At 43.3% G+C, this 14115-nt stretch carries 12 protein-coding genes; 6 read left to right on the top strand and 6 right to left on the bottom strand.

Going from position 1 to position 14115, the window contains the following annotated elements:
• Positions 1-164: 164 nt before the first annotated feature.
• The gene (locus FW774_RS19155) at positions 165-1274 is read left to right on the top strand and encodes a hypothetical protein (RefSeq protein ID WP_149349966.1); all 1110 of its coding nucleotides are present in this window, start codon (positions 165-167) and stop codon (positions 1272-1274) included.
• Between the two features lie 231 nt (positions 1275-1505).
• Positions 1506-3299, top strand: a complete 1794-nt coding sequence (locus FW774_RS19150; RefSeq protein ID WP_149349964.1) for a DEAD/DEAH box helicase — start codon at positions 1506-1508, stop codon at positions 3297-3299.
• A gap of 85 nt (positions 3300-3384) precedes the next feature.
• Here the strand turns inward: FW774_RS19150 and FW774_RS19145 are convergent, their stop codons facing one another.
• The 6 genes from FW774_RS19145 to FW774_RS19120 all read right to left on the bottom strand — a co-directional run bounded on the left by FW774_RS19145 (position 3385) and on the right by FW774_RS19120 (position 8526).
• Positions 3385-3702 carry a hypothetical protein gene (locus FW774_RS19145; RefSeq protein WP_149349962.1) on the bottom strand — a complete coding sequence of 106 codons (318 nt, stop codon included), beginning with the start codon at positions 3700-3702 and terminating at the stop codon, positions 3385-3387.
• Between the two features lie 45 nt (positions 3703-3747).
• A complete protein-coding gene (locus FW774_RS19140; RefSeq protein ID WP_149349960.1) occupies positions 3748-4047 on the bottom strand; it encodes a hypothetical protein in 300 nt (99 codons plus the stop codon).
• A 41-nt stretch (positions 4048-4088) separates the two neighbouring features.
• Positions 4089-5096, bottom strand: a complete 1008-nt coding sequence (locus tag FW774_RS19135; RefSeq protein ID WP_149349958.1) for an NAD(P)H-dependent glycerol-3-phosphate dehydrogenase — start codon at positions 5094-5096, stop codon at positions 4089-4091.
• Between the two features lie 38 nt (positions 5097-5134).
• Positions 5135-5494, bottom strand: a complete 360-nt coding sequence (locus tag FW774_RS19130) for a DUF1016 N-terminal domain-containing protein (RefSeq protein WP_149349956.1) — start codon at positions 5492-5494, stop codon at positions 5135-5137.
• A 224-nt stretch (positions 5495-5718) separates the two neighbouring features.
• The gene (locus FW774_RS19125; protein ID WP_149349954.1) at positions 5719-7062 is read right to left on the bottom strand and encodes an efflux RND transporter periplasmic adaptor subunit; all 1344 of its coding nucleotides are present in this window, start codon (positions 7060-7062) and stop codon (positions 5719-5721) included.
• 114 nt (positions 7063-7176) lie between these two features.
• Positions 7177-8526, bottom strand: a complete 1350-nt coding sequence (locus tag FW774_RS19120; protein ID WP_187774964.1) for a TolC family protein — start codon at positions 8524-8526, stop codon at positions 7177-7179.
• Between the two features lie 181 nt (positions 8527-8707).
• Between FW774_RS19120 and FW774_RS19115 the strand changes: the two genes are divergently transcribed.
• The 4 genes from FW774_RS19115 (at position 8708) to FW774_RS19100 (ending at position 14032) form a co-directional block, all read left to right on the top strand.
• Positions 8708-9325: a polysaccharide deacetylase family protein gene (locus FW774_RS19115; protein ID WP_149349952.1), complete on the top strand. Its 618-nt coding sequence runs from the start codon at positions 8708-8710 to the stop codon at positions 9323-9325.
• Positions 9326-9463: 138 nt separating this feature from the next.
• Positions 9464-10249 (top strand): murein L,D-transpeptidase catalytic domain family protein, encoded by a 786-nt coding sequence (locus FW774_RS19110; protein ID WP_149349950.1) that lies wholly within the window; start codon positions 9464-9466, stop codon positions 10247-10249.
• A gap of 315 nt (positions 10250-10564) precedes the next feature.
• Entirely contained in the window at positions 10565-11869 is a 1305-nt protein-coding gene (locus tag FW774_RS19105; protein WP_149349948.1) for an ammonium transporter, read from the top strand.
• Between the two features lie 99 nt (positions 11870-11968).
• The gene (locus FW774_RS19100; protein ID WP_242457884.1) at positions 11969-14032 is read left to right on the top strand and encodes a TonB-dependent receptor; all 2064 of its coding nucleotides are present in this window, start codon (positions 11969-11971) and stop codon (positions 14030-14032) included.
• Positions 14033-14115 lie beyond the last annotated feature (83 nt).

Genomic DNA, 14115 nt, shown 5'->3' with positions numbered 1-14115 from the left:
AACTCCCTCCCTTAGGGAGGGTCGGGGTGGGCTTCAATACTCAATACCAAACTCCCCTAACAGCAAAAAACTAACATGAACCACTTTTTTTCAACAGCCAGACAGTAATATTGCTATTTATCAATACGTTTCATTACTTTTAACTTCAATCAAATCAAAACGTTATGAAAAAAGCTTTACTATTCGCATTATCTTTATTTCTTATGGAAGTATTATCTGCTTCAGTATCCAAAGCAGACATATTAGGTCAATGGAATTTCACAAGTGAAACAACTACCGCTACAACATCTTCCGGTGATGTAACAAATAGTAGTTTAATTTTCAGTGCCGGCAATGTCACATACTTATCCTCGCCATCATCTGTTTATGCGAGTGGATGGCCAACAAGTGCTACTTTTAGCAGTTCCAGCAAATATTGCGAATTTAGTATAACTACCAATTCAGGAAAACAGATGCTATTATCTTCCGTTACTTTTGATGCTGGACGAACAAATGCAGGGCCGACAGCTTTAAAAGTTCAATATAGCCAGAATGGTTTTTCCACTTCAAGTGAGGCAGGAGATTTTAGTAACGACAACACATCATCTTTAACTACTTTTACCTTAACTAATCTTCCAACAACAGCTATTAGTGGTACTATAACATTTAGAATATGGGGATACAATGCATCATCTTCAGGTGGGAACTTCCGTATTAATAATATTACCATTAATGGAGTAACTTCCACCCTCCCCGTCACCCTAACATCCTTCACCGCTAAAAAACAAGGCACAACCGCTCTGCTAAACTGGCAAACCGCATCCGAGCAGGATAATGCTTATTTTGACATCTTACGTTCGCAGGATGGCAGCAATTTCAGCAGCATTGCCAGGGTAACAGGTAAAGGCACAACAACAGAATATTCAACATACACATTCACCGATTTCAATCCGCAAAATGGGTTAAACTATTACCGTTTAAAACAGGTAGACCAAAACGGGAATGAAAAAATTCTTGCCGATGCGTATGCTGATATGGGCCTGACCGACGAACACCTCAACGTATATGCCGATGCATCACAGCAAAAGGTAAACCTGTTTGTGTATGCCCATACAGAAGGGCCGGCCACGGTACAAATTACAGATATAAGCGGTCATGCCATTGCAAACGCTTCGGTAGCTTTAACAAAAGGGTACAATACGTTAACTGTTCCTGCTTTACTTTCTAAAAATATCTACATTGCTACATTAACCGGCCCGGGATTGCACAGCAGCGCCCGTTTTGTGAGTAGATAAAGGTAGAAGTAACTTTAATAGTGGACAATGGATAGTTGATAGTGAACAATACCTGTATGGTTCATAGTTTAAGCAGTGACATTCCAGAGATAAGACTGTAGAAGCAAGAGACAAAACAAAGAGTATTGTCCTACCCCTCCCTTTGGGAGGGTTGGGGTGGGCTTTCACATCAGCAAAAAAAGCGTATCTTTGCGGCGCTTTCGCAATGACGCGAAAGCATTATATGTTATCATGAACCCATTTAGTACGTTGGGTATCCGTCATGATATTGTTAATGCCATTACCGAGCTGGGATTTGAGAATCCCACGCCTATCCAGGAACAAGCCATCCCGGTATTACTTTCAGGCAGCAACGATTTTGTCGGATTAGCTCAAACCGGCACAGGAAAAACCGCAGCATTTGGTCTTCCTTTGTTAGAATTACTTGATTTCTCAGAAAATCATCCCCAGGCACTTGTCTTGTGCCCCACCCGCGAATTGTGCTTACAAATCGCGAACGACATCAAAAACTACGCAAAAAACCTCAGTAACGTGCATATTGTTGCCGTTTACGGGGGCGCCAGCATCTCAGATCAGCTTCGCCAGATTAAACGCGGCGTGCAGATTGTAGTTGCAACCCCCGGCCGTATGCTGGACATTATCAACCGCAAGGCTATTGATTTTTCGGCAGTACGTTACGTAGTGCTCGACGAAGCCGACGAAATGCTCAATATGGGCTTCCAGGAAGACATCGACAGCATATTATCCACCACTCCGGAGGATAAAAAAACATGGCTGTTTTCGGCAACCATGCCAAGTGAAGTTCGTCGCATCGCCAAGAAATACATGACCGATCCGCATGAGCTGACCATGGGCACCAAAAATACCGGTAATGCCAACATTGACCATGAGTATTATGTGGTGCGTGCCCGCGATAAATATGCAGCGTTTAAACGGATCGTTGATTTTAATCCCGAAATTTTTGGTATCGTATTTTGCCGTACCAAAATAGAAACGCAAGAAATTGCCGAAGCGCTTATCAAAGACGGTTATAATGCTGATGCCTTGCATGGCGATTTATCGCAGCAGCAGCGTGACAAGGTAATGAAGCGTTACCGCGACAGAAGCCTGCAACTGTTAATTGCTACCGATGTTGCCGCACGTGGTATTGATGTAAACGATGTTACCCACGTAATCAACTATTCGCTGCCCGATGAGATAGAAAACTATACGCACCGCAGCGGACGAACCGCACGTGCGGGTAAAACCGGTGTTTCTATTGCCATTATTAACTCAAAGGAGTTAGGCAAAATACGCCAGATAGAGCGTGTGATCGGCAAACAGTTTACCAAGGCCGAGATCCCTACCGGCTTTGATGTGTGCGAAAAACAACTTTTCGGCCTGATACACAAAGTACATAGTGTAACGGTTAACGAAGATCAGATCGAGCAATACATTCCCCGCATTATGGACGAGTTTAAAGACCTGAGCAAGGAAGATGTGATCAAGCGCTTTGCATCGTTGGAATTTAACCGGTTCCTGGATTATTATAAGGATGCGCCAGACCTGAATGCTCCGGCTTACGAAGAGCGCAGCAGCGACCGTGGTCGTGGCGACCGGTATGACCGTACTTCTTCCCGGGGCAATTATACCCGCCTGTTCATTAACCTGGGCTCTGTAGATGATTTTACCCGTGGCGATATGCTCGGATTTATTTGCAGCAACGCCCGCATTAGCGGAAAAGCCGTTGGGAAAATAGACCTGAAAGGTGTGTATACCTTCTTTGAAGTGGAGAATAATGTAGTCGACCAGGTTCAGCAAGGCTTTAAATCGGTAGACTTTCAGGGCCGAAATGTACGTATCGAACTGGCTGGCGACCGTGGCGAAAGCCGTGGTGGTGGCAGGGAACGCAGCACCGGAGGTTCTTTCCGCGAACGCAGGGAACGGCGCAGCAACTCTACTGGCGGTTTTCGCGATTTTTCAGGAAAGCGCCGCGATGAACGGCACGAAGGTAACCGTGGCGGCGACCGCAGAAAAAAGTGGTAAAAGTGGTTACCCAAATTCTATATAAAGAAAAAGCTACCCGTTTTAGGTAGCTTTTTCTCTTTATATAAGATATGTAATTTAATGTTTACTCTTTAGGCGCATCTTTCAGTTGAGCTTTAGTAACATACACCTTCTCTCCTTTTTTATTAATCCAATAATATTTGGAGTGACTGTCTATGTAAATGGTTTGTCCCTGAGGACCAACCTTGTCTTTATACGTTTTATCCACAATCTTTGCGGCGCCCTTACTGGCAACCTCCGCCGTTTTATGCCCAACCTTTTTAGCGGCCCGGTCAATTCCTTCGCCTATTTTAACGGTGTCTTTTTTCTTATCCTGAGCCGAAGCTCCGGTAGCTACAGCCATACACACAGCTATAGCAGCTATTTTCCATATCGCTTTCATTGTTCTTATGTTTTTTTAATGGTAAGATGCAATCACAAGTTGAGTTTAAACAGATTCAGGTTGCATATATATCCTTCTGCCGGCCTCATCTTCGTAGAACATGCGGTCATACATATCGGTATAAACCGCTTCGCCGTTAGGCCCTGTAATATGATGCAGCAATTTATTTTTTAACCGGCGGGCATAACGGGCGGTACGCTTACCCATGTCGCGTGCTTCATCAGCAAGCTTTTGCCCCATACGCATGGTTTCTTTACGATTGAAGTACCAGGCGGCGCCTAACGCTGCAGCACCAGCTGCTATGGTTAGTAATGACGATGTTTTCATAATGTCTTTGGTTTTCATGAATAACACCGTAAAAAGTGAGTGGTTTTGAAAATGTAAAATCAGTTCAGCTTATCGGCCAGTAGTTTCATTTCTATCAAAGGCGATCTTTTTTCATACAGTACAGCATAAACGGCCTGGCATATCGGCATATCTACCTGGTATGCCTTATTAATTTGCTGCAGGCAATTAGCTGCATAATATCCCTCGGCAATCATATTCATTTCCAGTTGTGCCGAACGTACCGTATATCCTTTACCTATCATATTTCCAAATGTCCGGTTACGGCTGAATTGTGAGTACGCGGTAACCAGTAAATCACCGAGGTATGCAGGTTCCTTAATATCACGGTTTATAGGATGAACAGCAGCCACAAAACGTTCCATCTCACGGATGGCATTCGAGATAAGCACGGCCTGAAAATTATCCCCGTAACCTACCCCGTGACAAATACCACTGGCTATGGCATAGATATTTTTCAGAACAGCTCCATATTCGGTTCCATAAATATCATCAGAAATGCTGGTTTTAATATACCGCGTCTGTATCAGCGAAGCAAAATCAGAAGCCAGCTGAACATCCGCGGAAGCGATGGTGAGATATGATAACTTTTCAAGCGCCACTTCTTCAGCATGGCAGGGACCACTGATAACCACAATATCGGTAAGCGGAACATCGTATTTCTGGTTCAGAAATTCGGCAATGATCATATTCTCATCGGGAACAATGCCTTTTATTGCCGATATGATTTTTTTATCCTTGAAATCCTCAGCCGAAACATTTTTTAATGCTTCTTTTAAAAAGGCCGCCGGCACATTGAGCAAAATGGTATCAGCCTGCTTTACCAACGATTTCAGGTTTGTACCGATATTTTCGGCAGGTACTTTAATTTCTATCGAACTTAAATACTGCGGATTATGTTTAAAGCTGCGAACGTGGTTTGCGGTATCACGGTTACGTATCCACCAGAATATTTCTTTAGGCTGCGTATTGTCCGTCAGCATTTTGATAATCGCGGTAGCCCAGCTTCCACCCCCAATTACAGCAATTTTATTGATTGAAAATTTCATTAAGTGTACGTTACTCTTTTGTTTGGTGTTTTGATCACTTACCTCTTGTTTAGCTGCTTCAAAATCAAACGATGATACGTCCAACTCAATTTGCTACACAGTGTGTAGCAAATCCCGATATCAGGATAAGTAAGATAAAATTGCCTGAAATTACGCAGGTTAGCATAAGAAAATCCCTTGCCAAATTCCCCGGTAAGGGCAACAGAGAGCTTTTTTAACAGGGCTTCACCATGCCCGGCCCGTTCTTTTCCGTGTTGTTCTTCTTCTACAATACGTTTACCGATGAGCCAGTAAGCTTCTACCATAGCCGCGTTCACTGCCTGATACGCTTTCTGCCTTGCCTGTGCCAGAATAGTTTTTATCTCGACAATGTATGCTTCGGGTTTCCTGAATGCCATAGTTAAATGCGCTATACGTCACAAATCTAAACATTTGTTCGTTATTCGGCACTTCAACTCTTTCTGGTATTGAGTGTAGGGTATTGTGTAGTAGCTTTCTGCTTAAAACGCTTTCGGATTTTCTCAACTTGTGGACTAAAAGGCTATGAACTATGCAGACATTGTCAACTCTCCATTGTCAACTGTCAATTTTTAAAGAACCATGAACCATCCGCCACCTTCAGCTATTTTTTATCCGCAGCAAAAAGTTTGTCTTTACTTACTTTTTCTACAGCCATACCATCTTTCAGCGTAGTAGTAATCGCCGTAAACGGATGAGCTACAACTTCATCCCCAGCGTTCAACCCGGATAAGACTTGGATATACGTATCATCCTGAATACCGGTAGTTACCGGGATCTGCTTTACTTTGCCATCCTTCTGGTATGCGAATACCACGAATCGCGTCGCTGTATGCTCCTTTTTGGCTTCTTCTTTCTGACCAGTGTCAGGCTTATCTGTTTTCTTCTGCTCATCACGGGTAGTAACAGCTTGAATGGGAACGGAGAGAGCGGTCACCTTATTGGTTTGAATATCTACCGTTGCCGATAAACCCGGGCGGAACGGCGATGGATTGGTCGCATCCTTTTTAACCAGCGCCTGGTATGATTCGGGCAGAATACGCACCTTGACCGTGAAGTTGGTCACCTGGTCGGCGCTGGTTCCGGTTACACTGGCCGAGCTGGCAATCTCGGTAACAATACCTTTAAATTTTTTATTGCGAAAAGCGTCAATCTCAATTTCGGCAGAATCGTTAATGCTTACGCGATTAATATCGCTTTCATTCACATCAACACTGGCCTGCATGGTATTCATATTGGCAATACGCATAATTTCGGTACCTGCCATCTGCGCCGTACCTACCACCCGCTCACCGAGCTCAACCTCCAGAGCCGAAATCACACCGTCAACAGGAGCAAATATGGTGGTTTTTGCCAGGTTGTCGCCGGCTTCTTTTACAGCAGCAGCAGATTGCTCCACGCCGTAACGTGACCCGATAACATTTTGCCGCAGCGCCTCAATGTTCGCTTTGGCAGCCTGATATTCGGCTTGCGCCGCATCAAATTCAGATGCTGATAATACCTTCTGCTTATATAATTCGGTACTACGCTTGTAATGGGCCTCCGTATTTTTATAATTGGCTTCGGCTTGTTTCAACAATTGCTCTGAATTTGCCAGTGCGGCCTTCTGACTGTTTAACGATGCTTCTGCACGATTATAACCCGACTGTAATACATCCGGACGGATTTTACACAATAGCTGTCCCTTTTTAACCACATCACCTTCTTTAACCAGCAGCTCAACAATCTCGCCCGACACCTCAGAGCTTAGCTTCACTTCTACTTCGGGCTCTATTTTGCCGCTTGCCGACACGGTTTCAATAATGGTACGGGTCTCGGCCTTCTCGGTAGCTACCTGCACCTTTTTGCCATTACCAAACCAGCCTAGTTTGTTACCTACTACAGCTATAATAAGTAATACTACTGCGGTTATGAGTACATATTTTAAGGTATTGTTTTTCTTTGCCATGTATATATGTTTTTGACGTTTAATCCTGAACGGTCGAAATTGTACTTCGCTCAACTTTTGCCCTCAAACAATCGGGTTTCCCTGCATCCAACTTTCTACTTTCAACTTTTTAACTTAAAACGTAATGGGCTTACCCAAATAAAAATCAATTACTTTACTGCGGAAGATGAGGTCGTATTTGGCCTGTATCATATTAAACTCAGCAGTATTCAAATCTGTTTGCGATTGATTGAAATCCAATGAATTTACCAATCCTACATTATAGCGCTTTTCAATAACGTTAAATGCTTCTTTTGTAGATTGATAGGCGCTAACGGTTGAATAATATTTCTTTTCGGCGGCACGAAGGTCAAGTACGGCCTGGTTAATCACCTTGTTGTAATTATTTTTTGCAAGCTGCTCGGCAATTTCGGCATTTTGTAAAGATATTTTTGCTTTACGAACGTTTAACCGTGAATACCAGCCGTTAAAAATCGGGATATCTAAGTTAAAGCCAACCGATTGATAAAAGTTATCCCTGATCTGGTCGTTAAACGGATACTTATCCAGGCCCAGCGGCGACATAGCTTTATTGGAATACTGGCTTCGCAGATTGGCGCCCAATGTTAGCCGAGGATACAAACCACCTTTCGCAATATCAACTCCTTTTGCCGCTACCAGCCGGTTATATTGCGCCACCTTAACATCCGGATAATTATCAACCGACTCATTATAAATCTGTGAAGCGGCATAACCGGTATTCAGTTGCCCGATCACATCGATAACCGGGTCTACAATCTCGAACTTATCGTCGGGATTACGTTCCATCAGCTGCGATAAATCCAGCATGGCAATATCAAACTGGTTTTGCGTGTTGGTTACGTTTAATTCTGCCGAAGCAACCTGCGCTTTTGCCTGCGATAAATCGGCCTGTGTATTATTTCCCACATCAAACAGCTTCTGCGTACGGTCAAGCTGCTGCCTGGATAAATCCAGTTGCTGCTGTGCCGCCCGTAGCAAATCGCGATTATTCAGTATTTGCAGGTAAACGGTTACCACGTTCAGCACCAGATCATTCTTTGCCTTTTTAGTACTACTTTTATCGGCCTCTAACTGGTATTTATTTTGCGATATCTGATTCATTTTCTGTAATCCCTGAAACAGCGTAACATCGCTTGACAAGCCGCCAGCCGCCGTAGTAATAGCTTGGTTTACAAATTGATACGTTGTTGGATCAACGTTACGACCGAAGTTAAAATTCAAGCTGCTGTTTGCATTTAGCGTAGGGTACAGCGCTAACTTTGACTGCTTTACGTTCACATCAGATAACGATTCGTTCAGCGCAATTTGCTTTACCTGCAAATTGTTTTTCAGGGCAATATCCACCGCCTGCTGAATAGTGATCTTTTCCTGGGCATACAAACCGGAACAGCATATAATAACCGGAACAAAAGCACTTAGTGAATAAAAAAGATTTGACCTCATATTTAACGTACCCTAAATTAACAATTATTAGTAATCTGCTTCATTATACGCTTTTTCCTCATACAAAACTATGCTATACGCATTTTTAAATTCTCCAGTTTTTACTTTTAATCCCGAATGGTTGGGACTGCACCTTTCCCCAACTTTTGACTTTAACTTTTTACTTTCTACTTTTAAAGGCATGTATCTCGTTAAAACCCCAACCCTGCTTAAATGGTATTATAATAAACTTACCTGGCACAAAAGCCGGACTGAAAAAAAAATATATCTTACATTTGACGATGGCCCCATACCGGATGTTACACCTTTTGTATTAAATACATTAAAAAAATTCAATGCCAAGGCCACTTTTTTTTGCATTGGCGATAATATCCGCAAACATCCATCTATTTTTGAGGCCGTGCAGGCCGATGGTCATGCAATTGGCAATCATACCTATAATCATTTAAAAGGATGGGATACACCGGATGAAGTGTATACAGAAAACATGCTTAAATGCGATGAATTAATACATTCTCATCTGTTCAGGCCGCCTTACGGAAGAATAAAACGCAGCCAGGTTAAAGCCCTGAAAGCTCTAAAACCCGGTTTAGATATCATCATGTGGGATGTATTGAGTGGAGATTTTGATACCAGTTTGCTCCCTGAAAACTGCCTCAAAAACGTAACCCGCCACACAACCAGCGGCTCCATCGTGGTTTTTCACGATAGCCTGAAAGCGTTTCCACGCTTAGAATATGCTCTGCCGAAAGCCCTGGAATTCTGGGTTGCACAGGATTACTCTTTCGAAAGTCTTTAAAAGAAACATTTTATATTATTAAATTAAATATGACACAAATAAGATATTTTCAATAAAATTATACGTATCTTTGTAGAAGTTCCTAAAACATACTATTTTTTCAACAAAGCGTTTAAGATAAGAGGGGGAAGAAAAACTATGAGAAAAAATTCAGTGAAGGGCATATTTGTCCTGGCTTTTTTACTAACCATTAGCAGCCTGAGCTGGAAAGCCGCTACCAACGAAAACAAAATCAGTACAAAACCCATCATCGCTAAAGCCTCGGTTAACAACAACGCAGTCCGGTTTGAACAATATGCAGAAAGCATATATACCACATCCGGATTATCAGGAAAGCTGAACTTTAATGTATTTAAAAAAGCATTGACCGGTTATTACAATATGCAGCCGGTTGGCAATAAAAACATCTTAACCGTTATAGACTTTTCGTTGCCAAGCTCGGTAAAACGCCTCTGGGTTATTGATCTGGTTAACCAGAAAGTACTATACAATACATTAGTAGCCCACGGGCAAGGCAGTGGCGACAATATGGCTACCCGTTTCTCTAATAATGCAGAATCGCACCAGAGTAGCCTCGGCTTTTATATTACAGACGATATATATACCGGCAAGCACGGCATGTCGCTGCATTTAAATGGCCTGGACCAGGGAATTAACAGCAATGCCCGAAACCGTTCTATTGTTGTACATGGAGCCGATTATGTTAGCCAGCAATTTATTAACCGGCATGGCCGTTTAGGGCGCAGCTTTGGTTGTCCTGCCCTACCTTTTGAGTTTACAGCTGCAATTATTAATACCATAAAAGGAGGCTCATGCTTATATATCAACGGCCCGGACACTACTTATTCATCCAAATTTCTGGATGAAGACTTTGCTGTTAACAGTTTCGTAAAAGCAAACACCGAATATCTCACCAAAATTTAAACAAATTTGCAATATAGCAACAGAAAAAGCGACCACTTGGTCGCTTTTTCTGTTTAAAACCCATACATATTCCTAAAAAATCATACAATAATTCACATTTTTGATAAAAATTCAAATAAAACACCAAAAAAATTTGTTTTTTAAATATTAAAATTCAATTTTTACAGAAGATATAATAAAAACAACGATTTATATATAATTTATCAACAAAAACTACAAACAATTAAAAAAATGAAACAGAAATATTAAAAATCACAGTAAAAAATCAAACATTCACTAAAAATCTATTTCATCAAACCTTAATTTAACTTAACAATGAAAAAAATCTTACCTTTTCTGCTTTTATTTGTAGCAGTAATCCTGGCATTTGTTTTTCCTTCGGTAGATCTTGTTGAAGTAAAAGATTCAACAATTGATACCGGCGACACCGCATGGCTGTTAGTATCTACAGCTCTGGTTCTGTTAATGACCCCCGGTCTGGCTTTCTTCTATGGGGGTATGGTTCGCAAAAAGAACGTTATCTCTACCATGTTGCAAAGCTTTGTGTGTATGGGGCTCATTACCGTGATCTGGGTAATATTTGGCTTCAGCCTGGCCTTTGGTGAAGACATTGGCGGCGTTATCGGCAATCCATCCACATTCTTTATGATGAAAGGCATGCTGGGCAATGCAACCTGGTCATTGATGCCTACTGTTCCCATTGTACTTTTTGCCATGTTCCAGCTAAAGTTCGCGGTTATTACACCGGCACTGATCACCGGGGCATTTGCAGAACGTATCCGCTTTAACTCCTATCTTATTTTCATCACACTGTTCCTTATATTTATCTATGCACCTCTGGCACATGCCACCTGGCATCCGGATGGGTTAATGGCTAAAGCCGGCGTATTAGACTTTGCAGGCGGTACCGTTGTACACATGTCTGCAGGATGGGCTGCTCTCGCCTCTGCCATTTACCTCAAAAAACGTAATGAGCCAGGACATGCGCCTGCCCGCATCAGCTACGTGATCTTAGGAACCGGCTTATTATGGTTCGGCTGGTTCGGTTTCAATGCCGGTTCTGCCGGTGGTGCCGGAACATTAGCCGCAACAGCGCTTGCAACTACCACAACAGCATCTGCTGCTGCTGCAATGGCCTGGGTATTTTTTGATATGCTAAGAGGTAAAAAACCATCTGCTTTAGGCGCCTGTATCGGTGCTGTAGTTGGCCTGGTAGCTATTACTCCGGCTGCCGGTTTTGTTACCGTACCACATTCATTGGCCGTAGGCGTTATCGCCGCTGTGATCAGCAACCTGGTTGCTACCTGGAGAGCAGGCACTAATATAGACGATACCTTAGACGTATTCCCCTGCCACGGCGTTGGCGGTATGGTAGGTATGTTGTTAACCGGCTTTTTTGCCACCAAGAATGTAAACAGCGCTATCGGCGGTAACGGCTTATATTATGGTGAATCGCACCTGTTCCTGGTGCACATTGCAGCCTTGATCGGTGTTTCCATATTTGCGTTTGCAGGTGCATTTATTCTATTAAAAGTTACCGATATGATCAGCCCGTTGCGTGTTACCCCGGAAGAGGAAACGCTTGGTCTGGACACTACACAACACGACGAAGAACTATAAATCAACCCCTATCTTAAAACTCCGAAGGATGGCCGCCTGGTCATCCTTTTTTTATTTTACAGAATAACCGACCTTTGTTTTCAACCCGATTAACAATCCATGCGTTTATTCATTACCGGTTTTCTGATATGCACAGCCACTTATCTTAGCGTAGCAAAACAACTCAACGATACCATTGCCCACCTGGATACGGTTACTGTAAACGCTTATTTCAGCAAGCAACCCGTTATGCGCACTACCGGCACTATTGGCCTGGTAACAGCGCAGCAGCTTAATAACCAGCCACCAACATCATTGGTACATGCGTTCAATACTGTTCCGGGCGTATCCATGGAGGAGCGTTCACCGGGCAGCTACCGGCTATCCATCCGGGGTAGCTTACTACGCTCACCGTTCGGCATCAGGAATGTAAAAATTTATGTTGACGATTTTCCGCTTACGGACGCCGGAGGAAACAGCTACCTGAATCTTTTCGATCCTTCATCGGTAAACCGGGCAGAGATACTTAAAGGTCCGCAAGCCGGTTTGTTCGGAGCCAACTCAGAAGGTGTTGTTTTAGTGCATACGCTTCCTGCCGGCGAAGATTCATCCCGGATCAAAGCAGGTATAAATGCAGGCTCGTATGGCCTGTTCCAGCAATATGCCGGCTATAACCAACCCGGCAAACGTTATCAGTTTAGCATCAATGAAGCGTTTCAGCGGGCAGATGGTTACCGTCAGAACAGCGCCCTGAACCGGAAATCCATCAGCACAAGCCAGCAATACCGGTATGCTCCATCAGGCACGTTACGCTTGCTGGCTTTATATACCGATCTGGCATACCAAACTCCGGGCGGACTCACCCAAGAGCAATACCTGTCATCGCCCCGCATGGCCCGCCCTGCCACCAGTAGTCTGCCAGGTGCTGCTGAGCAACAGGCCGGCATTGTTAATCGGTCTTTTTTTGGCGGTATTACCAACGAAAATATTCTTTCGACACATACACGCTTTTTAGTGTCCCTTTACGGGATGAATACCGCATTCAGCAATCCGTTTATCACCAATTACGAGCAACGGAAGGAGAATACCATTGGCATACGCAGTTTTTTCGAGCTTAAAAATCAGTGGAATCATGTACACTGGCAATGGAATACAGGCGTTGAAGGATCGATAACCTCATCCCATATCAACAATTACGATAATGATGCCGGCCGGAAAGCCGCTCCCCAGAAGTTTGATAAGATCCGTACTTCGCAGGATTTTGTATTTACCCACCTGAACATCGATATCAGCAGAAAGCTGATGATCGAGCTGGCTACAAGCCTGAATTTTTTTGGCTATAAATACCGTGGATTATACCCGCAGGACATTCCGTGGCAAAAAAAATCGTTCGATGCTGAATGGATGCCCCGTTTTGCAGCCTCATATCAGGCTACTTCCAACTTTGCCGTTCGGGCCTCGGTGAGCCGGGGATATAGCTCGCCCACTACAGACGAAGTTCGGGGAACAAACAACATTATCAATACCGCATTGCAGGCCGAAACCGGCTGGAATTATGAGGCTGGCATCCGGTTTAGTGACAACAAGGACTTTGTACGACTGGATATTACGACCTTCTATTACCGCTTAAATCAGGCCATTGTTCGCCGGGTAAACGCTGACGAGGAAGATTACTATATCAACGCCGGCGGTACTGATCAATCCGGTATTGAATCGCAACTTATTGCCTGGATCAAACACCCGGCAAAAAAAGGATTTATACGCAGCTTACAACTTTGTAACGACTATACATTCAGCCACTTCATGTTCAGGGACTACATTGCCGGAACAGCAAACTACTCAGGAAATAAGCTTACCGGAGTTCCTCAAAATCGCATAATAAATAGTATAGAAACCCATTTTCCATTGAGTATTTACCTGTTTGTACAGCATAACTATACCTCCTCTCTCCCGCTTAACGATGCCAACACAGCAACTGCAAGCGCTTACCACCTGGTACAGTTAAAGGCTGGCTGGCGAAGCGCCATTCACCGCAAAACGAGCTATGAAATTTATGGTGGAATAGACAACCTGCTTAATATGCAGTATAGCCTGGGCAACGACCTCAATGCTGTAGGCAACCGTTATTATAATGCAGCGCCACTCCGGAATGTATATTTTGGCGTAAGGGCTGCATTTTTATAGAATGTTCTTATTATTATAATTTGTATCTATTGTCTCGTTTCACTGTCACAACAATAGCTGAAAAGTATTGAAACGTACAATCC

This window comes from Pedobacter sp. BS3, assembly GCF_008274585.1.
Classification (GTDB): domain Bacteria; phylum Bacteroidota; class Bacteroidia; order Sphingobacteriales; family Sphingobacteriaceae; genus Hufsiella_A.
This window is presented reverse-complemented; position numbering and strand designations above follow the sequence as displayed.

What these genes read in the sequence shown, in the direction of transcription:
- FW774_RS19155 (WP_149349966.1), top strand. Translation starts at nt 165, where the DNA reads ATGAAAAAAGCTTTACTATTCGCATTATCTTTATTTCTTATGGAAGTA.
- FW774_RS19150 (WP_149349964.1), top strand. Translation starts at nt 1,506, where the DNA reads ATGAACCCATTTAGTACGTTGGGTATCCGTCATGATATTGTTAATGCC.
- FW774_RS19145 (WP_149349962.1), bottom strand. Translation starts at nt 3,702, where the DNA reads ATGAAAGCGATATGGAAAATAGCTGCTATAGCTGTGTGTATGGCTGTA.
- FW774_RS19140 (WP_149349960.1), bottom strand. Translation starts at nt 4,047, where the DNA reads ATGAAAACCAAAGACATTATGAAAACATCGTCATTACTAACCATAGCA.
- FW774_RS19135 (WP_149349958.1), bottom strand. Translation starts at nt 5,096, where the DNA reads ATGAAATTTTCAATCAATAAAATTGCTGTAATTGGGGGTGGAAGCTGG.
- FW774_RS19130 (WP_149349956.1), bottom strand. Translation starts at nt 5,494, where the DNA reads ATGGCATTCAGGAAACCCGAAGCATACATTGTCGAGATAAAAACTATT.
- FW774_RS19125 (WP_149349954.1), bottom strand. Translation starts at nt 7,062, where the DNA reads ATGGCAAAGAAAAACAATACCTTAAAATATGTACTCATAACCGCAGTA.
- FW774_RS19120 (WP_187774964.1), bottom strand. Translation starts at nt 8,526, where the DNA reads ATGAGGTCAAATCTTTTTTATTCACTAAGTGCTTTTGTTCCGGTTATT.
- FW774_RS19115 (WP_149349952.1), top strand. Translation starts at nt 8,708, where the DNA reads ATGTATCTCGTTAAAACCCCAACCCTGCTTAAATGGTATTATAATAAA.
- FW774_RS19110 (WP_149349950.1), top strand. Translation starts at nt 9,464, where the DNA reads ATGAGAAAAAATTCAGTGAAGGGCATATTTGTCCTGGCTTTTTTACTA.
- FW774_RS19105 (WP_149349948.1), top strand. Translation starts at nt 10,565, where the DNA reads ATGAAAAAAATCTTACCTTTTCTGCTTTTATTTGTAGCAGTAATCCTG.
- FW774_RS19100 (WP_242457884.1), top strand. Translation starts at nt 11,969, where the DNA reads ATGCGTTTATTCATTACCGGTTTTCTGATATGCACAGCCACTTATCTT.